The organism is Pseudoalteromonas sp. JC28, assembly GCF_013319255.1.
In the GTDB taxonomy this organism is placed as follows: domain Bacteria; phylum Pseudomonadota; class Gammaproteobacteria; order Enterobacterales; family Alteromonadaceae; genus Pseudoalteromonas.
Genome location: NZ_QOKX01000007.1, coordinates 110929 through 137457 on the forward strand (window position 1 = coordinate 110929; position 26529 = coordinate 137457).

Genomic DNA, 26529 nt, shown 5'->3' on the forward strand with positions numbered 1-26529 from the left:
AATATGTCAAATAAAGTGGTACTTGCCACGGGTAACCAAGGTAAAGTCAAAGAGCTTAGCGCGATGCTAAATCAGTATGACATTGAGGTATTACCGCAAAGTGATTTCAAGGTGCCAGAGGTTGCAGAAACCGGCACGACCTTTGTGGAAAACGCCATTATCAAGGCACGTCATGCAGCTAAGGTTTCTGGCTTGCCTGCCATTGCCGATGACTCAGGCCTTGAGGTAGACGCGTTAAACGGCGCACCTGGAGTATATTCAGCGCGTTATGCTGGCGCAAACGCCGACGACCAAAAAAATATTGATCACTTACTCGCAGCGCTTGGTGAACAAACTGAGCGCAGCGCCCGTTTTTGGTGTGTTCTAGTTTATATGCGCCACGCTGACGACCCAACGCCGATTATTTGTCAGGCAAGTTGGGAAGGTGAAATCACCACAACGCAACAAGGCCGAGAAGGGTTTGGTTACGACCCAATCTTTAAGGTACAAGGTTTAGACTGCACATCAGCAGAGCTAACCAAGGAAGAAAAAAACGCAATCAGCCATAGAGGACAGGCACTTAAACAACTCGTCAGTCACTTTCAAGGCCTCGCGTGAAACTACCTCCATTAAGTCTTTATGTGCACGTACCTTGGTGCGTGCAAAAGTGTCCTTACTGTGATTTCAACAGCCATGGTAAAAAGGGCGATATCCCTGAAACGGAATATATTCAACATTTGCTCAACGATATCAAAGCCGATCTTCACTATGTTCAGGGCCGTAAACTCTGTAGTATTTTTATTGGCGGTGGCACCCCTAGTCTGCTTTCAGGTGAAGCGTACCGCTATTTACTCAGTGAAATTGAGGCGCTAATTGGTTTTGAGGATGACATTGAAGTCACTTTAGAAGCAAATCCAGGTACAGTTGAGACAGATCGTTTTAAGCATTATGTCGCGGCTGGCATCAATCGTATTTCGATAGGTGTACAAAGCTTACAACAGGAAAAGCTTACTCAACTTGGTCGTATTCATGGCGAGCAAGAAGCGCTAAATGCCGCTCAAGAAGCACATCAAGCAGGGTTAAATAGCTTTAATCTTGATTTGATGCATGGTCTTCCTAATCAATCGGTTAGCGACGCCTTAAGTGATTTAGAAAAAGCCATTGCAATGGCACCGCCACACCTTTCTTGGTATCAATTAACCATTGAGCCAAATACGCAGTTTGCCTCTAAGCCTCCGGTTTTACCTGAGGATGAAACACTGTGGGACATCCAAGAACAAGGTCAGGCATTACTTGCGGAGCACGGCTACCAGCAATATGAGATCTCAGGCTATGCCAAAGCGGGATTTCAATGTCGACATAACTTGAATTATTGGCAATTTGGCGATTATCTTGGGATCGGCTGTGGTGCGCATGGCAAAATCACTTTGCCTGAGCAGCAACAGATCTTAAGAACCGTAAAGGTAAAACACCCTCGTGGCTATATGGATCTGAGTAAACCCTATTTGTATGAGCAGTGGCATGTTGCAAGCGATGACAGACCATTTGAGTTTTTTATGAATGTGTTCCGTTTAAAAACTGCCGCATCAAAACAACAGTTTATTGACTACACTGGTCTTGAACTTAGCGCTATTGCAACGCAAATTGCTGAGGCCGTAGATAAGGGTTTGATTGAGGAAACCAACGATTCATGGCTAGTTACAAATAAAGGCCACCGATACCTCAACGATCTGCTAGAGTTATTTGTTTAATATAGAAATTATGCGGGTGATATTCACTGCAACCCGCATGAAAACCGCCATTCGGCAACATATAATAAAAGGGTATAAAATGCGTAAATTAACCATTTTAGCAGCAGCGGTAAGCGTCGCGCTTTTTGCTGGCTGTCAACAAACCACACACTCTCCAGCACCTGCTCCAAAAGCTGAACAACAAGTCGTAAAAAGTGAAGTAGAAAAGGCAAACGCACTTTTTGAAGCGTCGTTTACCCGTGGCGTAATGCGTAGCCCAGTTTACCAAACTTATATGGGTATCAAACAAGACTACGACAAGTGGGATGACGGCAGCGAAGCGCGCCAACTTGAAGATCTTGAACTGACGAAACAAGACTTAACTGCGCTTAATGCAATTGATCGAAATAAGCTAGATGCCAATACGCAAGTGAGCTACGACTTATTCAAGCAAGGTCTTGAAAACACCATTGCAGATTTTAAATGGCGTTATCACTCATATCCGGTAAATCAGATGTATGGTACACACTCAATGGTGCCTGCATTTTTAATCAACCAGCACCAAATTACCGATGTCAAAGATGCCAAAGCGTATATTTCACGCTTAAACGGTGTACCGGCTGTATTTGATCAGCTCATCGTTGACTTAAAAGCGCGTGCAGATAAAGGTATTATTGCACCAAAATTCGTTTTCCCTCACGTCATTGAATCAAGTGAAAATATCATCAAAGGTGCGCCATTTGCTGCGGGTGACGACTCAACGTTACTGGCTGACTTCAAACGCAAAGTAGCAACACTTGAAGTCAGTGAAGACGAGAAATCAGCGCTGGTAAAAGAAGCAACAGATGCGCTAACAACAGCAGTAAAGCCTGCTTATAACAAGTTGATTGGTTACCTACATAAACTTGAGAAAAAAGCAGACAAACGTGACGGTGCGTGGAAATTCCCTAACGGCGAAAAATTTTATAATAACGCCCTAGCACGTACGACAACCACATCGTTAAGCGCTGAAGAAATTCACGAAATCGGTTTATCTGAAGTGGCGCGTATTCATGACGAAATGCGAGCAATCAAAGAGAAAGTGGGCTTCAAAGGCGATTTAAAAGCCTTTATGGAGTTCATGAAAACCGACAAACAGTTTTACCTTCCAAATACAGAAGCTGGTAAGGCACAATATTTAGCCGAAGCCAAAGCGATGATCGATAATATGAAGTCACGCTTGGATGAGCTGTTTATCGTTAAGCCAAAAGCGGACATGATAGTAAAACGCGTAGAGGCATTCCGCGAAAAATCTGCAGGTAAAGCTTTCTACCAGCAACCCGCGCCTGACGGCTCACGTCCCGGTGTTTACTATGCAAACCTTTACGACATGGAAGCGATGCCAACTTACCAAATGGAAGCCTTGGCTTATCACGAAGGTATTCCAGGTCACCACATGCAGATCGCGATTGCTCAAGAGCTAGAAGATATGCCTAAATTCCGTAAGTTTGGTGGCTACACTGCATACATCGAAGGCTGGGGCTTATATTCTGAACTTGTACCAAAAGAAATGGGTTTATACGAAGACCCCTATTCAGACTTTGGTCGCTTAGCGATGGAATTATGGCGTGCATGCCGCTTAGTGGTAGATACTGGGATCCACGCAATGAAGTGGACACGTCAAGAAGGTATTGATTACTACGTAAACAACACACCAAATGCTAAGTCAGACGCAGTGAAGATGGTAGAGCGCCATATTGTTATGCCTTCACAAGCCACTGCGTACAAAGTGGGGATGTTGAAGATCCTAGAACTTCGTGAAGCCGCTAAGAAAGAACTAGGCGATAAGTTTGATATTCGTGAGTTCCACGACATCGTACTGAAAAATGGCCCAGTTCCACTAAACGTGCTTGAATCATTTGTTGATGAGTGGGTCGCGAGCAAAAAAGGCTAACTCCTACTGCCAATGAACCGAATAAAAGCCAGCACGATCAGTCATGCTGGCTTTTTTACTTTATTTACCTTACATAAGCTGTATTCAGATAAGCAAATCGGTATAAGAAATAACGACCGCTAGAGCGCGAGTTGTTATTCCATGCTGAGATTACTCTTCTATAAAATTAAACTCTGTTCCGGTTAAAATAATATGCAAGCAGGCACCGCCATGCGCTGGGCTTTGCATTTTGATTTCGCCCTTCAACTTCTGTGTTACTAAGTTATATACAATACTCAAGCCAAGCCCTGTCCCCCCCGAAAAACGCTTTGAAGTAACGAAAGGCTCAAATATAGCGGGCAATAACTCTTTATCTATACCGGCACCATCATCTTTAAAATAAAAATGGATATAGTCATTAATTAACACGGTAGATACCACAATATTGAGCTTTTGCCCGTCAATCTTGGCGTGCTTGATGCAGTTGTTAATACTGTACCCAACAACTTGGCTAAACACCGACGGGTAGCTTATTAAAGTTAAGTTTTCGGGGATTTCGAGTTCAATGGCATAGTCTTCTTGGTTTAATTCTGATTGGTAGCAATCAAAGACATTTTTAACTAAATGCTTAAGGTTGAACGCGCTCTTTTCTTCAAACTCTCGATTCACTGCCACTAGCTTAAAATCATCTACCAGTGAGGCTGTGCGGTGGAGGTTATTCTCTAATAAATATAGCGCGGCTTCTGCCTCAGTAATTAGTGTCGTCAAGGTTTGCCGCTGTAACTTACCAAGTTCAAGTTGCGATTTTAGTGTCGCGACTTGCTCTTTTAAATGCGATTGGCTGGTAATAGCAACACCAAGCGGTGTATTAAGCTCATGAGCAAAGCCACTCACCATATTTCCTAAGCTCGCCATTTTGGCTTCTTCGATTAAGCGTTGCTGCGCTGCGCTCAGGCGCGCAAGCAAGGTTTCAATAAATGCTAATAGGTCATCGAGTTGATGAGCAATTTGTGCAATCTCATCGTTACCGTCAATATTCACCCTTAAGCTAAAGTCTTCAAGCTTAGCAACTTTTACGAGTACTTTATTAATAGCCAGTATATGCCGTGTGACTTTGCTATTTTGATAATTCAGTAAGATAAGCACAGCAATATTCATCAGTACAATTAAAATGAGGCCATATAAAATGATACTTTCTTTACGTTCTTGCGTAACGGCTTGGGTACGGATTGATACCAGTTCAAACTGGCTTCTTAATTTTTGCTTCTCGGTGAATAGCTCCGCACGTACGCCTTCACCATCGTGCAAACCTAGCTTTCGCAAAATAGCAACATAGCTTGCAAAACCCGCTTCATAACGTTTAAGCAAGTTGCTTATCTCTTCACTAAGCGCACTGTCTTTGATTAGTTGCTCAGCATGCATGACAAGTTGTTCATGCTGCTGTAAATAACTTAAGTCAGCTCTTAATAAAAAGTCTTTTTCTCGACGCCTTAATTCCAATATGGCAATTTCCAACTGAGGCATAGCCTTACCAGAAATTCGCTCCTGCAAAGCATGGGCGCTACGTCTGAACTCACCATAAATACCTGCATTTTCGTCATAGCCGAGTTGCTCATGCAAACGGATAAGTTCGTCTAGTTTACTAAAGTAGGCTTTTGACAGTTCATCGAGTTGTAATAGCAAAGGCAGCAAGGCCTCTTCATTGGCCATAGAATTAAGCAAGCTACTAAAGCTATCCTGATAGCTGTACTTTAATTGCGGGATGGCAGAAACATCATCTTTTTGTGCTCGAATAAGAATATGCTCTTCTTGATCCATGGTTCGTTGTAGAGCGGTTTGCAGCTGAGTAAGTTGTGCGGTAAGGCGGGCACTACGACTCACTTCGTAATACAAAAACCAGCTGACAAAAATGATCACAATCGCAGAAGTCAACGCGGCAATTTTGAAAAATAGAACTGACTGCTTTAGCTGCACGGCACATTCTCACTTAATTGATACTCTGTAAGCTTAGTATAGTTCTATTGGGTTTCCTGATTTGTTTCCAAAACCTCACTTTCTTTTTGTTGTCGTTGCGACAGGTTTTTATCGTAATACATGTTGTGATCAGCGCGAGCCATGAGTTCCGAAACACTATCTTGATTTGCTGAAGGAAAAGCATAACCAACGCTCACCGTCGTTTGAATAGTGTGTCTATCAACTTGTAGCGGTTGCTTTTCAACCTGCTCCTTAATATTTTTTATAATTGAGTTAACCAAAGCGTCCTCTGACACTCTGTGCAAAATAATAACAAACTCGTCCCCCCCCAATCGCGCGATAAAATCATACACACGCACTGAGTTCATCAAAATTGACGAGACATGGAGTAACAGCTTATCTCCCACTTCATGACCAAACTTATCGTTTACTTGTTTAAAATTATTTAGATCGAGGTTAAGCAGCACAAATGACGGTTGCTCTGAACGACCAAGTAACGTATTGAGTTGTCTAATCGCATAGCGACGGTTGGGCAACTTAGTTAAATCATCTTGCAACGAGGCGGTATGTGCTAAGTGATACGATCGATAGAGCACTAATAACGAGAGAAACAATATTGAGGCAACAGCAGTAACCAAAATCTGAGCTTGTTGCCTTGCTTTTGCATAAGTGCTCTCGTCTATTTGATAATCAGCCACAAGCTGCCACTCACCAGATGGTAAGTTGATTGGGATGACTAAATCTGGAGTTTCAAACAAGGTAGCAGAGCCATAAAAGGCATCCCCCTGTTCACCGCGTCCATCTCGACCTCGAATCGCTAAAGTGGCACTGTCCAATTCGTTAATGCCACTGTATTCAAGCAGCTTCTGATAATCTAGAACCACACTAATCGCGCCCCAGTAGTTTTCATTCCTCGGATAATCCGAAAACACAGGAAACCTCGCTATCAACGCTTCACCGCCTTGCACTAGCTGTAATGGACCGGCGATAAATACCTTTTGAGAGGTTCTTGCAATTTCAACAGTGCGAAATTGTTCAGGGTTAGTGCGAAAATCGAAACCGATAGCCGCTCGGTTCCCTTCAACTGGATAGACATGACTAATGATATTATTTGGTGCGAGACCGACATGGCGAATCAGCGTCGACTTTTCAACGGCTTTAGCAACCACATGAGACCAATGCTCAATTGCAAAGTCAGGATCAATTGTAACAAAGGTCGCTAAACTCTCAGCCAGATAGGTGTCCATAAATATGGCGTTTTCAATTTTAGCGCGGACAAGTGAAATGTTAGACCTTACCGTTTCGGTTCTTTCGCTTACTTCCTGAACCACAATAGAGTGAGAAATAAGCTTTACCGCGTAGAAAGTCAAACTCCAGAACACGATGGTAAACAACGATAACAGCACTATGGTTTGCTTTTCTACAGTTACCTTCATCGCCTCTCTTGCCTAATAAAATTTAGCAGCTTAAATCTACAATAAACCAATTTAATTACAAAAGCATAGGCAATTTACCGAAAACCGCCAGTTTTGTGGGGAAGTAACTGTCTGTTTAGAAGAATGGGTTGAATCGTGGAGACAGCTTGATTTGTAGCGGCGAATAGCACCGGTGATGTGGCGCTTAAATTTATTTGTCGAGATAAGACCAATTCGTTCGTCGAGATAAATCTCGACGTACAATTCGAGGCATAAAAAAAACCAACCAATTGGTTAGGGTTATAAAAAGTGGTACCAGTGGGCGGGCTCTTAACCTGTATTAGCGCCACCCGCATGGCGTCCAAGTCCAGTTTCGCAAGAACGGTCTGTAGAGATAAACCAATCCATTGAGATAAACCAATCCATTGAGATAAAGCCAATTTAGTCGAGATAAATCTCGACCTACAATTCGAGGCATAAAAAAACCCTTGCTAAAAAGCAAGGGTTATAAAAAGTGGTACCAGTGGGCGGACTTGAACCGCCACGCCCGAAGGCAACGGATTTTGAATCCGTCATGTCTACCAATTCCATCACACTGGCATAATTTTTCTTTCATCTTCTAAAACAAGAGAAAATAAAGAAAAACCACTTTGAGCTCAGGCTTTTTTTATTTGCCTTCGTCTCTATGCTTTGCATTATACAAAGGCGATTAAGAACGGCAAGTAATTTTTTTGCAATAAGGCGTTAACTGCTTGTTATTTGCACACAAGTAGTTAAATATTGCTCTAAATTCAACTTTATTCATGTCAAAGCTATAAAGACAGGGCATTACTAATCCATTAGTTAACGTAATTCAGTAAACGTTTTATCGGTTTATGTGTAAAATACCCCGCAACCTTGTAATTATGAGAGTTGTTATGTCACATTTTGCTCCAGCGAATTTCAGCCGTCGCTTGGCTTCACTTATATACGACAGCTTAGTGGTCGTCGCGTTCGCAATGCTGACTACCGTGTTATTTTTACTAACTATCAATGCCTTAATTTCATTTAACGTGCTCACGCTTGGTAATCATGAAGACGTATCGGCGCTGATCCAAGCGGATCCCATTTTATATACACTTAGAGCCACTTTATTAGTGTTGGTTTCAGTGCTGTTTTTTGCCTATTTTTGGACTAAGAGCGGTCAAACTATCGGCATGCGCGCATGGCGCCTAAAAGTGCAAACCCCCGACGGAGCGCTGTTAACTTGGCCAAAAGCAATCGCTCGTAGCCTATGCGCACTACTTGGGCTGGGTAATCTAATAGTGTTGTTAGACTTTAAAAAGAAAAGATCGCTCCAGGATATGCTGTGTGGCACTGAAGTGGTAGTACTCAGCAAAGAGGAAAATAAAAAGGTTTATAACAGCTTAGATTAATCTAAGCTTCAAATAGCAGCCTATTCCATTAGCCATGTCCATAAAAAATATAGGCCTCAACATGAGGCCTATTTCTTTATTTAATTCAAAACGTTAATTTTGTTTCTTCAGCAGATGGATAGCCAATCCAATAAATAACAAGCTTGGCATTAACGCGCCAACCACCGGTGGAACTTGATATACCATCACAATAGGGCCAAAAATTTCATTACTCAGGTGGAAGGCTAAGCCTGTTACCACGCCCATAATAATCCGCGCGCCCATACTCACCGTCCTCAGTGGCCCGAAGATAAATGACAAAGCCACTAGTAGCATAACCCCAATCGTCAGCGGCTGCATCACCTTACGCCACAGCGCGAGTTCATAGCTACTTGAATCTTGCTCATTTTGCTTTAGATAAGCGAGAAATGACCATAACCCCGTAAAAGACAAAGCATCAGGCTCTACCGACACGACACCCAATCTGTCTTCGCTTAATTCAGACTCATAGAGCATTGATTTTGAATAATGCGTTGTAATTTGCTGTTGATCGATATGTACTTCTTCCACGTCTTGCAATTGCCAGCCGTTAGACATACTTTGCGCCGACTGAGCACGTACTATTTTTGCCAGTGTTAGTGAATCATCGAAATAATAAATCGCGATATCTTTAAGCTTACCGTTTTTTTCAACATTACCAATGTTAATAAAATTGCCGCCATCTTTCGCCCAAACACCACGCTGAGCGCTGTAGACTTCACCGCCATAAATTGCTTCGTTTTTTAACCGTTTTGCGGTTTGCTCCGCTTTTGGTGCGCCCCACTCCCCAAGCGCCATCATCAGTAGTGCAAGCACCACTGCCGTTTTCATCACCGACATAATAATTTGAAAACGCGACCACCCAGCCGCTTGCATCACAATTAGTTCACTGCTTGAGGCAAGTGCACCAAGCCCAATCAGTCCACCTATCAGCGCAGCCATCGGGAAAAATACCACGATATCGCTTGGCATGCTGTAAATGGTATAGAGCATGGCACCGAGTAAATCATAGCTGCCACGACCAACCGAGCGCAGTTGCTCAATAAACTTAATAAGCGTATTGATCCCAACAAAAACTAATAGCGCGAAACCTGTGGTTTGTAAGATGCTACGCCCTAAATACCAATCTAGCGTCTTCATCATACCGTCGTCTCCCGTTTCATAAATACCGAGCGAACCCACACACCAAAAGGCCTTCCTTTCGCAATTAAATAAACGCCAATAAAGAGCACACTTAAGTGGATCCACCAGAGACCGACTGAGGCTGGTACTTTTTCTTCAGCTAACAAAAACTTGCCTGCATTGAGTAAAATGAAATAACCCAAATACAGGGTAATTGCTGGCACGAGCTTAGCGAACTTGCCTTGTCTCGGGTTTACCACACTCAGAGGCACAGCCAATAGAGTGAGTAACAAAATGGAAATAGGCACCGACAATCGCAACTGAAATTGCGCTTTTGCTTCTGGCGTATCCATTTCAAGTAACTGTAAGCTTGGAATAGCCTCTAATTTACGGCGCTGGTGTTCAATTTCTTGTTCTTTAATTTGCACTTGATAAGTACCAAATTCAGTGCGATTAAGTGCTTGGCTGAAGCCATCAGTCTCGTAACGCTTACCTTCATGAAGGAGTAGTTGCTGCTCACCACTATCAAGCTCAATCACTTCACCTTTTTGCGCATACACTAGACGAGCGGCTTGATTTGAGTCCTTCTCGGGCAATTGCGCGACAAACACTTTGTCTAATTCACGGCCTTGTTCGCTAATGCCGTGAACAAATACCACCGCTTTTTCATTGCCCGTTTGCTGAAACCTACCGGCTCTGAGAGTAGAAAGCCCCGACTCCGCATCGGCTTGCTCTCTTAATTGGTACTCTTTTTCGCTCGCCCAAGGTGCAATATACATACTCACACAAGCGGCCAGTAATGCAAAAAACACACTAGAGACTAAAGTCACCCTAACCACATACCACTCACTGACCCCGCAAGCGCGCAGTACCGTCATTTCACTGTCGGCGTAGATGCGACTATAGGCTAAAATGATCCCTAGAAAGAGACTAAGCGGTAAAATATATCCGGCCAACTGTGGCAGTTTCAACGCAAGCATAGCAAGTACTAACTTACCCGGTATACTCCCTTCAGACGCTGAGCTCAGAATGAGTACAAACTTTTGTGACAAAAATATTGTCATTAAGGTGAGAAAAACCGCAACCTGAGATTTTAGTACTTCACCCGTTAAATAGCGGAAAATAAGCAATGTTCGTCCCTATAAAACGTCTTGTTTCACTGGAATAGTGGGAAAAATTGAGTAAACTGATTATTTTAGTCACTTTATTATATGTCAATGCGCCGGAATATCCTACCTAAGGTTAAAGCATATTCATGACTTTAATGTAGGAAAGTGTGCAGGCATAAAAAGTTCAAAATGACATGACAAAGACTCAGGAGTCGCAATGGAATTCAGCGTTAAAAGTGGTAGTCCAGAGAAACAGCGTAGCGCATGTATTGTTGTAGGTGTATACGAGCCACGCCGTCTCTCACCAATTGGTGAACAGCTGGATAAAATAAGCGAAGGCTATATCTCAAATTTACTCAGACGTGGTGATCTTGAAGGCAAACCAGGACAAGTTCTACTTCTTCATCATGTACCAAATGTACTCAGCGAACGCGTTTTGTTGGTGGGTTGTGGTAAGGAAAGAGAGCTCGACGATAAACAATACAAACAAATCATCTCTAAGACCATCAATACGTTAAATGAAACTGGCTCAATGGAAGCGGTATGTTTTCTGACTGAGCAACATGTTAAAGGTCGTGATACTTACTGGAAAGTTCGCCAAGCGGTCGAAACCACGCAAGATTGCCTGTATACCTTTAACCAACTAAAAAGCAAAAAGAGTGAGGCTAGACGCCCGCTACGTAAAATCGTCTTTAACGTACCAACGCGTCGTGAATTAACAATCGGTGAAAGCGCGATTGAGCACGGTCTTGCTATCGCAGCAGGTAGTAAGCTGTGTAAAGACGTTGCTAATATGCCGCCAAACATCTGCAACCCTCGTTATTTGGGCGAGCAAGCACAACAGTTGGTTGAAGACTTTGATAACGTTACCGTTAACCTTGTTGGCGAACAAGAAATGGAAGAGCTGGGTATGCACTCATACCTAGCGGTTGGCCGTGGCAGTCGCAACGAATCAGTGATGTCAGTTATCCACTATAATGGTGGTGACGAAGGCCAAGCACCAATCGTGTTTGTGGGTAAAGGCTTAACATTTGACTCAGGTGGTATTTCTATCAAACCTGGCGAAGCGATGGATGAAATGAAATACGACATGGGCGGAGCCGCGGGCGTGCTTGGCTTAATGCGAGCTGTCGTACAAATGCAACTGCCACTTAACGTGATTGGCGTTTTAGCTGGCTGCGAAAATATGCCTGGAGGCGATGCTTACCGTCCGGGCGATATTTTAACCACTATGTCGGGCCAAACCGTTGAAGTACTCAATACAGATGCCGAAGGCCGCTTAGTACTGTGCGATGCACTAACTTACGTTGAAGCATTCGAGCCTGAAACCGTTGTTGATGTTGCGACTTTAACGGGGGCATGTATTGTTGCGCTTGGTAGCCATGCAACAGGTTTATTATCGAACCATAACCCGCTTGCCCATGATTTGCTAAAAGCGTCAGAGCAAAGCGGCGACAGAGCGTGGCAACTACCGCTTTGGGATGATTATCAAGAACAACTTGAGAGCCCATTTGCAGACTTTACGAACTTAGGTGGTCGCGCAGCTGGCACAATTACAGCCGCGTGTTTCTTGTCTAAATTTACTAAAAAGTACAACTGGGCGCATTTAGACATCGCAGGTACAGCATGGCGCAGCGGCAAGAACAAAGGCGCTACAGGTCGTCCTGTGCCTATGCTGATGCAATACTTACTTAACCGCGCCAATATCACGGACGCGCAGCAAGACTAATAGTCTAGTCGCGATACTTAACAAGCATAAGTCGCGACATAAAGTCGCTGCTACAAAAGGCTAATCCAAACCGTAGCAGCGGGTTTATCCCGCGACACGTAGCAGCGGGGTTACCCCGCGACATGTAGCATCGGATTTATCCCGTGCCATGTAGCAGCGGGTTTATCCCGCGACATGTAGCAGCGGGTTTACCCCGCGACATGTAGCAGCGGGTTTATCCCGCGCCTGCTCGCGGCTACCAAGCGATTAAACCTCTCAAGCACTTCTCACCACTTGCCATATTTTATTCTTCTTCGCCTGGTTCTTGATTGATGGTATTGCCTTTATATGGCAGAATACAGGCTTATTTATGTGCATTTAAGTGGCGCTATAATTAGTTTTAAACTAAGCCGCGCATACTGATTTTCTTCGTCTACGCTATCACGGTAAACAAGATTACAGATATTGAGCAGCTGTGGAGCCTGTGGCAAACCTCAGTACTCCTCGCAATTGGTATTATTATCATGACTATCAAAGCGCGCTTTTACGTGTTAAAACAAAACGATGAGCCGGGGATTAGCGTTCCGGCTCATTTTGATCTGGCAGCACAAACTGCGGCGAGCTTATATCAAGCTGGACACCGTATCTTTGTTAACGTCGATAATACTGACGACGCTCATTTATTCGATGAGCACCTTTGGTGTTTTGACGCAGACAGGTTTGTGCCCCACAACTTACAAGGCGAAGGCCCCAAAGGCGGCGCACCAGTGGAAATTGGCACTATGCCTCCTGCTGCTCGTCGCCCCGTGCTGATTAATCTGGCTCGGGTCGTCCCTGACTTTATTCGTCGCTTTGAACAGGTGATAGATTTTGTGCCTGTTGAAGCCAGCGCTAAGCAAGCCGCACGAGAACGCTTTAAGCAACTTCGTGCACTTGGCGCAACAATTTCCACTGAAGACATTGAGAAATAGCATTTTTAGGGTTCTGTGTAATGGATAAAACCTACAATCCACAAGATATTGAACAGTCTTTGTATCAAGACTGGGAGTCAAATGGCTACTTTAAGCCATCAGGCAATGGTGACGCATATTCGATTATGATCCCACCGCCGAATGTCACAGGTAGTCTACACATGGGCCACGCGTTCCAAGACACTATCATGGACACTTTGATCCGCTATCAGCGCATGAAAGGCAAAAACACACTATGGCAAGTGGGTACCGACCACGCAGGTATCGCCACTCAGATGGTAGTTGAGCGTAAGCTTGCAGCTGAAGAAGGTAAATCACGCCATGATTTAGGCCGTGACGAATTCATCAATAAAATCTGGGAATGGAAAGAGCAATCAGGTGGCACAATCACCAAACAGTTACGTCGTTTAGGCGCGTCTGTAGATTGGGATAGAGAACGTTTTACGATGGATGACGGCTTGTCTGAAGCAGTAAAAGAAGTATTCGTTCGCCTATATCAAGATGACTTAATTTACCGTGGTAAGCGTCTAGTTAACTGGGATCCTAAATTACACACTGCAATTTCTGATTTAGAAGTTGAGAATAAAGACAAGCAGGGCCATATGTGGAATTTGCGCTATCCACTTGCGGATGGCGTAACCACTAAAGATGGTAAAGACTACATTATCGTAGCAACCACTCGTCCAGAAACCATGCTTGGTGACACTGGCGTTGCAGTAAACCCGGGTGATGAACGTTACCAAGACTTAATTGGTAAAGAAATTCTACTTCCTATCGTCAACCGTCGCATTCCTATCGTTGCCGATGAACATGCAGATATGGAAAAAGGCACGGGCTGCGTAAAAATCACGCCGGCACACGACTTCAACGATAACGAAGTTGGTAAGCGCCATGAGCTGCCAATGATCAACGTGTTCAACAAAGACGCGGCAGTTCTGAATACGGGTGAGTGCTTTACTTTTGATGGTAAGCCACTTGAAGCGATGGATGCACCAATTCCAGAGCGTTTCCACGGCCTTGACCGTTTCGATGCGCGTAAGCAAATCGTTGATGAGTTTGAGCAGCTTGGCCTACTTGAGAAAATCGACGATCACAGCCTAACCGTTCCTTACGGCGACCGCTCTGGCGTAGTAATCGAGCCACTACTTACCGATCAGTGGTATGTTCGCGTTGCTCCTCTTGCTGAGCCTGCGGTAAAAGCGGTAGAAGATGGAGATATTCAATTTGTACCTAAGCAATACGAGAACATGTACTTCTCTTGGATGCGTGATGTTCAAGACTGGTGTATCTCCCGTCAACTTTGGTGGGGCCACAGGATCCCGGCATGGTATGACAGCGAAGGTAATGTATATGTTGGTCGTGACGAAGCAGAAGTTCGTCAAAACCATAACCTTGATGCAAATGTGGCGCTGACCCAAGATGAAGACGTGCTAGACACTTGGTTCTCTTCTGCACTGTGGACTTTCTCAACATTAGGTTGGCCTGAAAACACAGAAGATCTAAAGGTATTCCACCCTTCAGATACCCTAGTTACTGGTTTCGATATTATCTTCTTCTGGGTAGCTCGCATGATCATGATGACCATGCATTTCATCAAAGATGAAGATGGTAAACCTCAAGTTCCATTTAAGACCGTTTATGTGACTGGCCTTATTCGCGACGAAAATGGCGATAAGATGTCTAAGTCAAAAGGTAACGTGTTAGATCCACTAGACATGATTGACGGTATCGATCTTGAGAGCCTAGTGACAAAACGTACTGGCAACATGATGCAGCCACAGCTTGCGGCAAAAATCGAGAAGAATACGCGCAAAACATTTGTCGATGGTATTGAAGCACACGGTACTGATGCATTGCGTTTCACTCTTGCAGCAATGGCATCAACGGGACGTGATATCAACTGGGATATGAACCGTCTTGAAGGGTACCGTAACTTCTGTAACAAGCTTTGGAATGCTAGCCGTTATGTATTGATGAACACAGAAGAACAAGACTGTGGCTTCAACGATAACGAAAAAGTGTATTCTCTAGCGGATCGTTGGATTTTAGGCCAATTCCAAAATACAGTTAAGGTGTTCTCTGAGCACTTAGATAACTATCGTTTTGACCTTGCGGCAAATACCATTTATGAGTTCACATGGAACCAATTCTGTGACTGGTATCTAGAGCTAACTAAGCCAATTCTATTTAAAGGCAATGAAGCGCAGCAACGTGGTACACGTCATACGCTTATCACCGTATTGGAAGGCTTACTTCGTTTGATGCACCCACTAATGCCTTATATCACAGAGACAATTTGGCAACGTGTAGCACCAATCGCAGGTGTCGAAGCGAAGACAATTATGCTTGAAGCGTTCCCAGTATTCGACGAAAGCAAAGTTGATGCGCAAGCGATGGCAGACCTTGAGTGGGTGAAGCAGTTTATTATTGCTATCCGTAACATTCGTGGTGAAATGGACATCAGTCCAAGCAAGCCGCTAAACGTGTTACTTACTGGTGCAAGCGAAGATGACAAACGTCGTCTAGAAGAAAACCAAGCTTTCTTAAGTGCTCTGGCAAAACTGGAAACGGTAGATTTGCTTGCAAGCAAAGACGAAGCACCAGCTTGTGCGACTGCGTTTATCGGCGACCTTGAAATCATGATCCCAATGGCAGGTCTGATTGATGTAGAAGCTGAACTTGCACGTATTGCCAAACAGCTTGAAAAAGCAGAAAAAGGTCTTGAGCAGGTTGAAAAGAAACTCGCAAACGAAAAGTTTGTAAGTAATGCGCCTGAAGCGGTACTTGCTAAAGAGAAAGCAAAATTAGCTGAGTTTAGCGATGCAAAAACGAAGCTACTTGAACAAAAAGCAAAGATAGAAAGCTTGTAATCGCTTTCTATCTTGGTTGGTTTTATAACCACTGCAAAAATTAAAAAAGCCGCATATTGCGGCTTTTTCATTAACTGATTAAAGTATTACTGTTGCTCGAATAGGCTGTCGGTACTTAACCCTTCGTGTTGTAAAATATCCTTCAAGCGTCTCAATGCCTCAACTTGAATTTGCCTTACACGCTCTCTCGTTAGCCCGATTTCGCGGCCAACATCTTCAAGCGTAGACGGCTCATAACCGAGCAGACCAAAGCGTCTCGCTAGCACTTCTCGCTGTTTTGGATTTAACTCTCCAAGCCAATCAACAATGTGCTTATTAATATCGTTGCTCTGCACTTCGGTTTCTGGACCACCGCCCTTTTCATCCGCGATTATATCGAGCAGTGCTTTGTCATTTTCACCACCAATAGGCGTATCAACCGAAGTGATCTTTTCGTTCAGACGCAGCATCTTGCTGACTTCTTCGACAGGCTTGTCGAGACATTCAGCAATTTCTTCTGCGGTAGGTTCATGATCCAACTTTTGCGTCAATTCACGTGCTGTACGTAGGTAAACGTTGAGCTCTTTGACAACATGAATTGGCAAACGAATGGTACGAGTTTGGTTCATGATAGCGCGTTCGATGGTTTGACGGATCCACCAAGTTGCATAAGTAGAAAATCTAAATCCACGTTCCGGATCAAACTTTTCTACAGCTCGGATCAGACCTAAGTTACCTTCTTCAATGAGGTCAAGTAATGCCAAACCACGGTTGTTATAACGACGAGCGATTTTAACCACTAATCTCAAGTTACTCTCTATCATCCGTTTACGTGAGGCTTCACACCCCTTTAACGCTTTACGCGCAAAGTAAACTTCTTCTTCTGCACTGAGCAGTGGGGAAAATCCAATTTCACCTAAATAGAGTTGAGTGGCATCTAAGTTTTTAACCACTTCTTCTTTGGCAAAAACTTCTTCGTCGTCTTCGAGGTCTTCAAGTAATTCGTCTTTCGGTTCGTCAATATTATCATCTTCGAGCTTGTCTAACTCAGGAGTAGATTTTGTAGGTAATTTTGCAGTGTGAGCCATAAGTATTCTCCCCAAGCGAATAAAAGTAAGGGTACTCGAACCAATCGATGTACTCGCATTACTTTATGGCAAGTATTTTGCCGGGTTTACAGCTTGACCTTTAAAACGGATCTCAAACCTAAGCGCCGTCTTAGAAGCATCTGTACTACCCATTTCGGCAATTTTTTCCCCAACTTTAACTTTTTGCTGTTCTCTGACGAGTAACTTAGCGTTGTGGGCATACGCACTTAGATAATCATCTGTATGTTTCAGAATGATTAAATTGCCATACCCACGCAACGCACTCCCTGCATATACAACTACACCGCCAGCAGCAGCCTTAACTGAAGTGCCCAGTTTATTTGAGATCTCCAATCCCTTATAACCATTCTCTTTAACAGAGAAGTGACGAGTCACCTTGCCTTCAGCAGGCCATTTCCATAGTACCTTATTATTATACAAAGCCTTGGTACTACTAGATTTTTGTGTGGCTTGTCTTTGAACATACTCTCGTTGATTTGGCTTATCAAGCTCTTTTTTGGAGGTTTTGTTACTTTTTTGTTTTAAAGACTGAGACTTGTGGTTTACTTTCGTGTATTTTATGTTCTTTTTATTTTTATTTCTGGGATATTCTAGACGAATGATCTGATTGGGATAGATCGTGTACGGAGGCTTAATTTTATTGATTTTCGCAAGTGTTCTTACATCTTTGTTCGCGCTAAATGCAATTGCAAATAAAGTATCGCCTTTTTTTACTTTGTAACTGCTTCCGTTAATATTAATTTTATGTGACGAAGTGGTCTTACCAGAGTATAAAGTTGTTACAGGTGCAGGCGTATGATTCGACGAACAGGCAACAAGCAGGCCGCTTAAATAAATCGATATGATGACCTGAGACTTGCGCATTACTTATATTTTCCAGTGCTACTATCAACGACTATCATATCAATCTAACTTAATTTTGCTTGGTTTTCACATTCTACTGGAAAAATAGTTATATTTTATGGAGTTGTTTTTAAAACCAGCAAATTAACCGACTTCGCCAGCGATTAAAGGCACGAAGCGCACGGGAGCTAGAGCATGGCGAATAAACCGCTCACCTTGTTTAACAAATAACGTGAGTATTTGCTCTTCAATCCCAATTGGAATGACCATGGCACCGCCATCTTCTAGTTGCGTCAACAAATCATCTGGAACTGATTGTGCAGCGGCTGTAACAATGATCCCCGCAAAGGGCGCTTTTGAAGCCCAGCCCTTCCAACCGTCACCATGTTTCATGGTAACATTGTATAAGTCCAGCAAATGCAGCCTTCTACGCGCTTGCCACTGCAGCGACTTGATCCGCTCGATGCTAAAAACCTGTTCAAACACTTGTGCCAGTATGGCGGTCTGATAACCAGAGCCCGTCCCCACTTCCAAAATGCGCCCTTTAACACCCACTTGTTTTAACACTTCAGTCATTTTTGCGACGATAAAAGGTTGTGATATCGTTTGCCCTTGACCGATAGGAAGTGCAGTATTTTCATATGACTTATGTTTAAGCACTTCATCGACAAACAAGTGTCTAGGCGTGTTAGCGATGGCATTGAGTACCATTTTATCTTCTACGCCTTGCTGTGTTAGCAGTTCCACCAGCGCGTTGGCACTGCCCTGATAATTATTCAGCACATACGCCTCTTAAGATAACCAGCTCGCCACAGCATCTAAGCTCTCGTAAGCCGTCATATCCACCTTGAGCGGTGTGATAGCGGCATAACCATTGTTTACAGCATGAAAATCCGTGCCTTCACCAGCGTCACTTTCATGACCTAACGTGCCATACCAGTACACACTTCGGCCCCATGGGTCGATTTGTTCGGTCATGGTATCCGCTTTATGACGTGAGCCTAGTCGAGTGACTTTAATCCCTTTTAAGTCACTTAATGGAATATCAGGGACGTTGATATTAATGATTTGGTCTTTTGGTAGCGGGTGGTTTGCAAGCTTTTTAATGATCTCTACCGTGACATGCGCTGCAGTTTCGTAGTGGGCTTCATTTTTAGAGCAAAGAGAAACAGCAATCGCAGGTAAGCCCACATGTCGACCTTCAGTGGCCGCCGCAACAGTGCCTGAGTACAGTGTATCATCGCCAAGATTAGCGCCATTGTTGATCCCTGCAACGACTAAATCCGGCAATTCATCCATCAGTTTGTTCACTCCAAGGTGAACACAGTCGGTGGGCGTGCCATTCACGGAGATAAAACCATTATCTAGCGTAGTCGCTCTGAGCGGGTTTAATAAGGTTAACGAGTTACTCGCACCGCTACAGTTTCTATCTGGACCAATGACAGTTACGTCCGCGATTTGTGATAACGCTTGATACAAGATAGCAATACCCTTGGCGTGAACACCATCGTCATTACTCAATAGGATCTTCATATTTCACCTCTTTTTCTTGTTAGACAATGAGTATCTCACTGCTGTATCGACTCTTCATGTTTATTAAACTTTTTACTGGCATCTTTATGATTAACAAGCTCTCTGAGCAGCGCCGTGGCAAAAGTCCCTTTTGGTAAACTGAATTCTAGGGTGAGCGTACTGTTGTCAGTCATACTCACTTTAAGTGCTTCGGGTATTAATCTAAGCGCTCTACGCTCATTTTTCATCCCAAATTCAGCCAACCCTTCGTGCCATTTAGCGAAAGGAGCCAACCATTCACGCTCTTGCGGCAACAAGCCCTTTTCACCTTTGCCAACCAATGGCGCCGAAAGCAAAATGTCGCCATTCAGTAACCGTTCGATGAGCTCGCAATCAATTTCTGAATCAAAAAAGGCGTTACTACCGCTCAGTAAAAAGATTTCACGATGCCAAGTCGTTGCCAAACCATGCTCTGCCACGCGGCGACTGACGACTTCGTTAAACAGATGAGAGCGGGCGGCTGAAAGCACCAGCCCTCTGAGCTTTTTATCGCGGATCTTTTCGCCGTCAAATAACCTATCTGCCATGGCTAAGTTGTGGCCATCATGACCAAAACGTTGTTCTCCAAAATAATTAGGAACCCCTTGGCGTACGGCATTAATACGCGACAGAATATCAAGTGGAGCAGTCACGTTTCTGAGGGTAATGGCAAAGCGATTGCCTTTATGACAGCCTGTTTTTAACTTTCGATTGTGCCGTATTTGTTGCACCACAAAAATAGAGTCACTATTTAATGCACTAAAATCTACCGACTTTTTAATTGGCACCGGCACACTAAACCACTGCGTACATACGCCGTGTCTGTCTTTAATTCCTGCATAACTGACATCTCGCGGTGAAATTTGAGCAAATTCTGCAAGCTTTTTAGCGACAAATGCAGTGTTTTCTCCCTTTTTTATGATCTGCAAGCAAACGTGCTCACCTTCGCCAGTAAAAGGAATATCTAAAATTTCTTCGACTCTAAAGTCTTCTGGTTGTGACTTATAATCGCCATCAGATAACGGTTTGCCGTAAAGGTAATTTAGTGTCTTCATGCTTTTACCAATAGCGCCACAGCATGGCTTGAGATCCCTTCCTTACGTCCCTCAAAACCCAGCTTTTCAGTAGTGGTTGCTTTAACATTAACTTGGTCCAGCTGCGCTTCACAGTCGTTTGCGATTTTACCGCGCATCGCATCAATATGTGGTCGCATTTTTGGTGCTTGCGCGACAATCGTGATGTCGATATTGCCTATTTGATAGCCAAGCGCTTTCACTTGTTCCATCACGCGGCGTAATAAAATACGACTGTCGATATTTTCAAATTCACTCGCGGTATCAGGAAAGTGCTTACCAATATCTCCCAGCGCAAGCGCTCCCAACAAGGCATCACACAATGCATGAATTGCCACATCACCATCGGAGTGAGCAATAAACCCCTGTTCGTAAGGAATTTTTTCCCCACAAATCGTCAATGGGCCAGCTCCACCAAATTTATGAACATCAAATCCGTGGCCAATTCTAATCATGCTGTTTACCTTGTTGTTGAATTATAAACTCCGCCAGAGGTAAATCCTCCGGCGTTGTGATCTTAATGTTATCTGTACGCGCGGCAATGAGTTGAACTGGCTGATTTTGTAATTCCATCGCTGATGCTTCATCTGTGATATTTGCACCTTGAGAAAGTCCAAGCTCCAGCGCAGCCAATAACTCTTCATACCTAAACATTTGAGGCGTAAAAGCCTGCCATAACGACGCTCTAGGTACGGTTTCCTGTACCAACTCCGTACCGCGTTTGATGGTATCTTTAACCTTGGCAGCCAGTATGCCACCTTGCTGTTGGTTTATACATCGTGAAATCAGCTGATGAATATCGTCCAGCGCAACTAAAGGTCGAGCCGCATCATGAACTAACACCCAGTCAGGGCGACTTGGTGCCAATGCTTTTAGCGCCAATAAAACGGAGTCGGCACGTTCTTGTCCACCTTCGCAGTGGCTAAAACGGCTATCAGGCAGTAACGCCGATGAAAAATATCCATCTTCTTTGGAAACGGCGACCATAAATTGATCGACGCACTCAAGTCCGGCTAGTTTTTCCAGTGTGTGTACTAAAATTGGTTTACCTAATAGTGGAATATATTGTTTAGGCATCTGCGCCTGCATACGACTGCCAACCCCAGCTGCGGGGATGACGACTGCAAGTTTATCGTTTCTTTTCATGAGGTACTTTCGGTAATACACGGATAAAAGTTTCGCCAGGTTTAATCATGCCGAGCTCATGACGAGCGCGCTCCTCAACCCCTTCGAGGCCGAGTTTTAAATCGTCGATATCCGCTTTTAATAATTTATTTCGTTTACTGAGGTTGGCATTGGTTTCTTGGTGCGATTTAACCACGGATTTTATCCGAGTGTAGTCCTCCACGCCGTTGTGGCCGAACCAAAGTCTGTACTGAATAAATAGCGCTAAAACCAACAGCGCTAACTGAAAAAATCGCATTGCTTAATCCAAACTTCTGTTTTTTGAGTCGATTAGGATCACTGACTCGTTTTTGTTTTTTGTACTTGTGGCCAATTAATTGAACTGGCAAGTAACATTTCTCTTAGCGTCAGCCTTCTCGGTACTACCGCTTTGCCAAAATACCAAGTATGGCCACAACAGGCAGCTGTCATTAACGCTTTCGTCGGTTTTAGCAATTGTACACGCGCTTCATCACTTGCTTGTAAGCTATTGCCACTGACACTGAACCAGCCAAATTGGTTGCAGTGCAATTTGTCAACCTCATTCACTTGGTCGACACTGTCGAGCCTTACGGTTGTCCCCGTCGAGTCTGCATATAGCACAGGAACCACCAGCCCCACTTTCACCTTAGTGGTAAAAAATGCTGCGTTGGCAGCGTCATCACATTTAGGCTGTGATTTTTGCTTTGCTAACCAACATCCATTGAAACTATCTAGCTCAAGCGGGACATCACCATGAATAATATGTGTGGCCGCGCGCTCAACATAATACGGCAGGCTGTTTAACAAACGCTGAAGGCGAGTATGATCAGAGAGTTCAGCAAGCTTCGGCAACTCTCTGGCATAAAATACGTTTACAAGCTCGGCAAATACAAGGCGAGATGCTTCGTCATACCAGATTGTATTTTGCTGTTGCTCCAAAACGCCTCCCGTCAATGCAATCTACTTTAGTAGACTGGTGTACATCCTTTATACACTAGCCATGTTTCAAATCAAAGCAAACTGCTCAGTTGTACTTGCTTACGGCTTGGTTCCTAATTTTGCTTGCCCCTCAGCCATAAATTGTACTACCGAACTGCGTTTTTTTCCTATTAAGAAACTACCGTCAGTCAAAAACATAAAGTTCTGCCAACATCGCTTAAACACGTCAAAACGGGTCTCGATCACATCATCTCGAGAGAGACAAAAATACACGGTGGTATTAGCTTGCCAATCAAGAAATTGCTCGATAGTTTCAGGAAACGCTTCTCCCGCTTCCCACGGCTGCTCCCAATTGAGGGTTTCTTGCCATGAGTCCGCTTTACCAACCCAATCTGTTTTATCAAAGAAATCAGGGTGATCTTTTTCGTTGCTTACCATAGTGCTCCAAAGCACCGCAGCGCGCGCCGCTGACATTGGTTTTATCAATGCCAGGTCGGATTCTTCGATTGGAAGATCTTTATGTTTGAAAACCCAAGCTTTCTTATAATCGTCCAGCGCAATATAATTCATCTTTAAACACCTTCAGTCTTAATGGCACGGATTATAACATTTCAGCCCGTCACGTACGGCTTTTATTTTTTGGAGCTTGAATTAGTGGATATCACACCTGGAATTTACCGCCACTACAAAGGAAAATTATATCGAGTGCACGCCTTGGCAACGCACAGTGAAACGCAAGAGAAGCAAGTGGTTTATCAAACCCTATATGGAGATATGAGCTTTTGGGTTCGACCACTTGAAATGTTTTTAGAAGACGTTATGGTCGAAGGCGAAGCGGTGCCTCGCTTCACCTTAATCGAAACCGAAGCAGGGTTGGCAGCGAAAAGCTGATTGTGGCAAGATGAGCCTATCTCATCTGACCACAAGAAGTTGAACTATGTTTAAAGGTACTGATCAATATATTGCTACCTCTGCTCTACAACAGGCCGTGAATGCGGCCATCGTTTTAGAAAAACCACTCCTCATTAAAGGTGAACCTGGTACTGGCAAGACCTTACTCGCCGAAGAATTGGCAAAAAGTTTAGATACCGAACTAATTCAATGGCATATAAAGTCAACAACCAAAGCCCAGCAAGGCCTGTACGAATACGATGCGGTCTCGCGTTTACGCGACAGTCAACTTGGCGATCCTCGCGTTAATGACGTTGGCAATTACATCATCAAAGGTAAGCTGTGGCAGGCATTTACCGCCACAAAGCGCCCCGTTCTGCTGATTGATGAAATCGACAAAGCCGATATTGAATTCCCCAATGATCTGCTGTTAGAACTCGATAAAATGGAGTTTCATGTCTACGAAACTAACAAGCAAATAAAGGCAAAGGTGCGCCCCATCGTTATTATCACTTCAAACAATGAAAAAGAGCTACCAGATGCCTTTTTACGCCGCTGCTTTTTCCACTACATCGACTTTCCGAGCAAAGAAGAGATGCAGCAGATTGTAGACGTGCATTTTCCACATATTAAAGCAAATTTAGTACAACGAGCACTCGAAAGCTTTTTCCAATTACGCGACACACCAAACCTAAAGAAAAAGCCAAGCACGAGTGAATTACTCGACTGGCTAAAACTACTATTAGCGGAAGATATTTCCCCTGACGCGTTGCATGACAAATCTAACCAAGGTGGCCTAATGCCGTTATTTGGTGCGCTACTTAAAAACGAGCAAGATGTTTCTTTGGTTGAGAAACTCGCCTTTATGAGCCGCCGCTGATCATGCTCATCGATTTTGTACTCACGCTTAGACGTTACGGTATCAAAGCGAGCCTGCGCGAATTACTAGACTGTTTAGAGGCGCTGGATAAAGAAGTTTGCTTTGCCGATCTGGACGGCTTTTACTTTTTGGCAAAAACCATCTTCGTGAAAGATGAAACCTTGTTTGATAAATTCGACCGTGCGTTTGCTGATTACTTTGAGGGAATAGAGTCAATTGATCTCTTCTCACAACTTCAACAGCAGCAATTGCCTGAGGATTGGTTGCGTAAAGAGTTTGAGAAATCGCTGTCTGAAGAAGAAAAAGCCAAACTTAACGCCATGGGTGGACTCGATAAGCTCCTTGAAACGTTGAAAGCACGCTTGGCTGAGCAACAAAAACGTCACGCAGGCGGCAATAAATGGGTTGGTACAGGAGGCACTTCGCCTTTTGGCGCTTACGGCTATAATCCTGAAGGGATCCGCATTGGCCAAGATGGAAATCGCCATCGCAGAGCAGTAAAAGTCTGGGATAAACGGCAGTATCGCAATCTTGACAGTAGTACCGACATCAGCAGCCGCAATATTAAGCTTGCACTCAAGCAATTGCGTAAATTTGCGCGCAGTGGAGCAAGCGATCAGCTCGATCTTAATGAAACCATTCGCGCTACAGCAAGACAAGGTGGCATGCTGGATGTGAAAATGGCTCCTGAGCGACATAACTCAGTGAAGGTATTGATGCTGTTTGATATTGGCGGCTCTATGGATGACCATATCCAGCTTTGTGAACAACTCTTCAGTGCCGCACACAGTGAATTTAAGCACCTCGAGTTTTTTTACTTTCATAATTGTGTGTACGAACATGTTTGGCACGATAATGACCGTCGTGACAGCGAATTGCTTGATACTTATCAGCTAATTAATCGATACGGCTCAGACTATCGACTAATATTTGTTGGTGACGCGACAATGGGCCCCTATGAAATCACCTATCCCGGAGGTAGCGTAGAACATTGGAATCAAGAAGCAGGTGCTACTTGGCTGAATCGTTTAACCAATCACTTTAGTAAGGTGGCTTGGCTTAACCCTCAGCCGCAAAGCTATTGGTCTTATTACCATTCGATAGAGCTAATAAATCAATTAATGCAAGACAGAATGTATCCGCTAACAATAGAGGGACTAAGTCAGGCGTTTAAAGAGTTAAGCTAAAGCATCATTGCTTGCAAGGTAAGCACCTTGCAAGCAATGATGCGAAATTAGTCACTCGCTTCGATAGGTTCTAGTTGTAGTTTTGAAGCAATCAATACGGCTTGAGTACGATTATAGACACCCAACTTTCTGAAGATAGCGGTGATATGTGCTTTCACCGTTGCCTCTGAAATATTTAGCTCGTAGGCAATTTGCTTATTCAGCAAGCCTTCGTGTAAATATTGTAGCACTTTATATTGCTGCGGCGTGAGCGAGGCCACTTGTTGGGCAAGCTCTTTGTCCTCCCCTTCAAGTTCAGCCACTTTGTCTTTCATGCCTTCAGGCAACCACGTGTCACCTTCGAGCACTTGCTCTATGGCTTCGGTAATTTGTTCTACTGACGCCGCTTTTGGGATAAAACCCATCGCGCCGTATCCCATCACTTTAGAAATGATAGAAAGGTCTTCGCTTCCCGAAACCACAACAACTGGAAGACTTGGGTGATCCTCACGGATCCGAATTAGTCCATATAAATCACCATTGCCCGGCATATGTAAATCGAGCAGGAGTAGGTCTAGTTCTTCTTGTTGTTGTAAGACCGAGAGCGTAGTGTCAAAGTTTTCAGATTCGAATACCTCTAGTCCTTCAAACTGCGCTTTTAGAGCCCCCTTAAGCGCCTCTCGAAATAGAGGATGATCATCCGCGATTAAAAACTGATACATGCTATGC

Annotated in this window: 25 protein-coding genes and 1 tRNA gene; 10 read left to right on the forward strand and 16 right to left on the reverse strand. The window is 43.9% G+C overall.

Annotated features, from left to right (window positions below; genetic code table 11):
• The first annotated feature begins 3 nt into the window (after positions 1 to 3).
• The 3 genes from DS891_RS15995 to DS891_RS16005 all read left to right on the forward strand — a co-directional run bounded on the left by DS891_RS15995 (position 4) and on the right by DS891_RS16005 (position 3642).
• A complete protein-coding gene (locus DS891_RS15995) occupies positions 4 to 597 on the forward strand; it encodes an XTP/dITP diphosphatase (RefSeq protein WP_174170327.1) in 594 nt (197 codons plus the stop codon).
• A complete protein-coding gene (gene hemW / locus DS891_RS16000) occupies positions 594 to 1730 on the forward strand; it encodes a radical SAM family heme chaperone HemW (RefSeq protein WP_174170328.1) in 1137 nt (378 codons plus the stop codon). The genes DS891_RS15995 and hemW overlap by 4 nt, the downstream gene beginning before the upstream one ends.
• A 79-nt stretch (positions 1731 to 1809) precedes the next feature.
• A complete protein-coding gene (locus tag DS891_RS16005; protein WP_010607720.1) occupies positions 1810 to 3642 on the forward strand; it encodes a DUF885 family protein in 1833 nt (610 codons plus the stop codon).
• A gap of 150 nt (positions 3643 to 3792) precedes the next feature.
• Here the strand turns inward: DS891_RS16005 and DS891_RS16010 are convergent, their stop codons facing one another.
• The 3 genes from DS891_RS16010 to DS891_RS16020 all read right to left on the reverse strand — a co-directional run bounded on the left by DS891_RS16010 (position 3793) and on the right by DS891_RS16020 (position 7610).
• Positions 3793 to 5595: a HAMP domain-containing sensor histidine kinase gene (locus tag DS891_RS16010; RefSeq protein ID WP_174170329.1), complete on the reverse strand. Its 1803-nt coding sequence runs from the start codon at positions 5593 to 5595 to the stop codon at positions 3793 to 3795.
• Positions 5596 to 5639: 44 nt separating this feature from the next.
• Positions 5640 to 7031, reverse strand: coding sequence for a diguanylate cyclase (locus tag DS891_RS16015; protein WP_174170330.1), 1392 nt, complete (start codon positions 7029 to 7031; stop codon positions 5640 to 5642).
• A gap of 494 nt (positions 7032 to 7525) precedes the next feature.
• Positions 7526 to 7610, reverse strand: a tRNA-Leu gene (locus tag DS891_RS16020).
• A 317-nt stretch (positions 7611 to 7927) separates the two neighbouring features.
• Between DS891_RS16020 and DS891_RS16025 the strand changes: the two genes are divergently transcribed.
• Entirely contained in the window at positions 7928 to 8425 is a 498-nt protein-coding gene (locus tag DS891_RS16025; protein WP_010605630.1) for an RDD family protein, read from the forward strand.
• A gap of 93 nt (positions 8426 to 8518) precedes the next feature.
• Here DS891_RS16025 and lptG read toward each other — a convergent pair whose 3' ends face one another.
• Together lptG and lptF are read right to left on the reverse strand one after the other, a co-directional pair.
• Positions 8519 to 9586: an LPS export ABC transporter permease LptG gene (gene lptG / locus DS891_RS16030; protein WP_102056162.1), complete on the reverse strand. Its 1068-nt coding sequence runs from the start codon at positions 9584 to 9586 to the stop codon at positions 8519 to 8521.
• Positions 9583 to 10695 carry an LPS export ABC transporter permease LptF gene (gene lptF / locus DS891_RS16035; RefSeq protein WP_102056161.1) on the reverse strand — a complete coding sequence of 371 codons (1113 nt, stop codon included), beginning with the start codon at positions 10693 to 10695 and terminating at the stop codon, positions 9583 to 9585. Before lptF ends, lptG begins: the two co-directional genes overlap by 4 nt.
• 196 nt (positions 10696 to 10891) lie before the next feature.
• Between lptF and pepA the strand changes: the two genes are divergently transcribed.
• The 3 genes from pepA to DS891_RS16050 all read left to right on the forward strand — a co-directional run bounded on the left by pepA (position 10892) and on the right by DS891_RS16050 (position 16223).
• Positions 10892 to 12403, forward strand: a complete 1512-nt coding sequence (pepA, locus tag DS891_RS16040) for a leucyl aminopeptidase (RefSeq protein ID WP_010605633.1) — start codon at positions 10892 to 10894, stop codon at positions 12401 to 12403.
• A 503-nt stretch (positions 12404 to 12906) separates the two neighbouring features.
• Complete coding sequence (locus DS891_RS16045; protein WP_010377414.1) at positions 12907 to 13353, forward strand: DNA polymerase III subunit chi; 447 nt, start codon at positions 12907 to 12909, stop codon at positions 13351 to 13353.
• Positions 13354 to 13373: 20 nt separating this feature from the next.
• Complete coding sequence (locus DS891_RS16050; RefSeq protein WP_174170331.1) at positions 13374 to 16223, forward strand: valine--tRNA ligase; 2850 nt, start codon at positions 13374 to 13376, stop codon at positions 16221 to 16223.
• 86 nt (positions 16224 to 16309) lie between these two features.
• Here the strand turns inward: DS891_RS16050 and rpoS are convergent, their stop codons facing one another.
• From rpoS to DS891_RS16100, 10 genes are all read right to left on the reverse strand, one after another.
• Positions 16310 to 17290 (reverse strand): RNA polymerase sigma factor RpoS, encoded by a 981-nt coding sequence (gene rpoS, locus DS891_RS16055; protein ID WP_010605635.1) that lies wholly within the window; start codon positions 17288 to 17290, stop codon positions 16310 to 16312.
• Between the two features lie 63 nt (positions 17291 to 17353).
• Positions 17354 to 18175 (reverse strand): peptidoglycan DD-metalloendopeptidase family protein, encoded by an 822-nt coding sequence (locus tag DS891_RS16060; protein ID WP_102056159.1) that lies wholly within the window; start codon positions 18173 to 18175, stop codon positions 17354 to 17356.
• Positions 18176 to 18298: 123 nt separating this feature from the next.
• Complete coding sequence (locus DS891_RS16065) at positions 18299 to 18937, reverse strand: protein-L-isoaspartate(D-aspartate) O-methyltransferase (RefSeq protein ID WP_174170332.1); 639 nt, start codon at positions 18935 to 18937, stop codon at positions 18299 to 18301.
• 9 nt (positions 18938 to 18946) lie between these two features.
• Positions 18947 to 19687, reverse strand: a complete 741-nt coding sequence (gene surE / locus DS891_RS16070; protein ID WP_010377409.1) for a 5'/3'-nucleotidase SurE — start codon at positions 19685 to 19687, stop codon at positions 18947 to 18949.
• 35 nt (positions 19688 to 19722) lie between these two features.
• The gene (gene truD / locus DS891_RS16075) at positions 19723 to 20760 is read right to left on the reverse strand and encodes a tRNA pseudouridine(13) synthase TruD (RefSeq protein WP_174170333.1); all 1038 of its coding nucleotides are present in this window, start codon (positions 20758 to 20760) and stop codon (positions 19723 to 19725) included.
• Positions 20757 to 21233 (reverse strand): 2-C-methyl-D-erythritol 2,4-cyclodiphosphate synthase, encoded by a 477-nt coding sequence (ispF, locus tag DS891_RS16080; RefSeq protein WP_174170334.1) that lies wholly within the window; start codon positions 21231 to 21233, stop codon positions 20757 to 20759. The genes truD and ispF overlap by 4 nt, the downstream gene beginning before the upstream one ends.
• Positions 21226 to 21924, reverse strand: a complete 699-nt coding sequence (gene ispD / locus DS891_RS16085) for a 2-C-methyl-D-erythritol 4-phosphate cytidylyltransferase (RefSeq protein WP_174170335.1) — start codon at positions 21922 to 21924, stop codon at positions 21226 to 21228. Before ispD ends, ispF begins: the two co-directional genes overlap by 8 nt.
• Positions 21908 to 22201, reverse strand: coding sequence for a cell division protein FtsB (gene ftsB, locus DS891_RS16090; RefSeq protein ID WP_010377404.1), 294 nt, complete (start codon positions 22199 to 22201; stop codon positions 21908 to 21910). Before ftsB ends, ispD begins: the two co-directional genes overlap by 17 nt.
• Before the next feature lie 38 nt (positions 22202 to 22239).
• Positions 22240 to 22878, reverse strand: a complete 639-nt coding sequence (locus DS891_RS16095; protein WP_174170336.1) for a hypothetical protein — start codon at positions 22876 to 22878, stop codon at positions 22240 to 22242.
• Positions 22879 to 22962: 84 nt separating this feature from the next.
• The gene (locus DS891_RS16100; protein ID WP_045962078.1) at positions 22963 to 23433 is read right to left on the reverse strand and encodes a DUF2947 domain-containing protein; all 471 of its coding nucleotides are present in this window, start codon (positions 23431 to 23433) and stop codon (positions 22963 to 22965) included.
• An 84-nt stretch (positions 23434 to 23517) separates the two neighbouring features.
• Here DS891_RS16100 and DS891_RS16105 point away from each other — a divergent pair, with 84 nt between their 5' ends.
• Genes DS891_RS16105 through DS891_RS16115 form a run of 3 tightly spaced genes read left to right on the forward strand, consistent with a single transcriptional unit; the run spans position 23518 to position 25821 of the window.
• The gene (locus DS891_RS16105) at positions 23518 to 23754 is read left to right on the forward strand and encodes a DUF1653 domain-containing protein (RefSeq protein ID WP_010377401.1); all 237 of its coding nucleotides are present in this window, start codon (positions 23518 to 23520) and stop codon (positions 23752 to 23754) included.
• A 46-nt stretch (positions 23755 to 23800) separates the two neighbouring features.
• On the forward strand, positions 23801 to 24634 hold the full coding sequence (locus tag DS891_RS16110) for a MoxR family ATPase (protein ID WP_174170337.1): 834 nt from the start codon (positions 23801 to 23803) through the stop codon (positions 24632 to 24634).
• 2 nt (positions 24635 to 24636) lie between these two features.
• Positions 24637 to 25821, forward strand: coding sequence for a VWA domain-containing protein (locus tag DS891_RS16115; protein WP_174170338.1), 1185 nt, complete (start codon positions 24637 to 24639; stop codon positions 25819 to 25821).
• Between the two features lie 47 nt (positions 25822 to 25868).
• Here the strand turns inward: DS891_RS16115 and DS891_RS16120 are convergent, their stop codons facing one another.
• Positions 25869 to 26522 carry a response regulator transcription factor gene (locus DS891_RS16120; protein ID WP_010605647.1) on the reverse strand — a complete coding sequence of 218 codons (654 nt, stop codon included), beginning with the start codon at positions 26520 to 26522 and terminating at the stop codon, positions 25869 to 25871.
• Between the last annotated feature and the right edge of the window lie 7 nt (positions 26523 to 26529).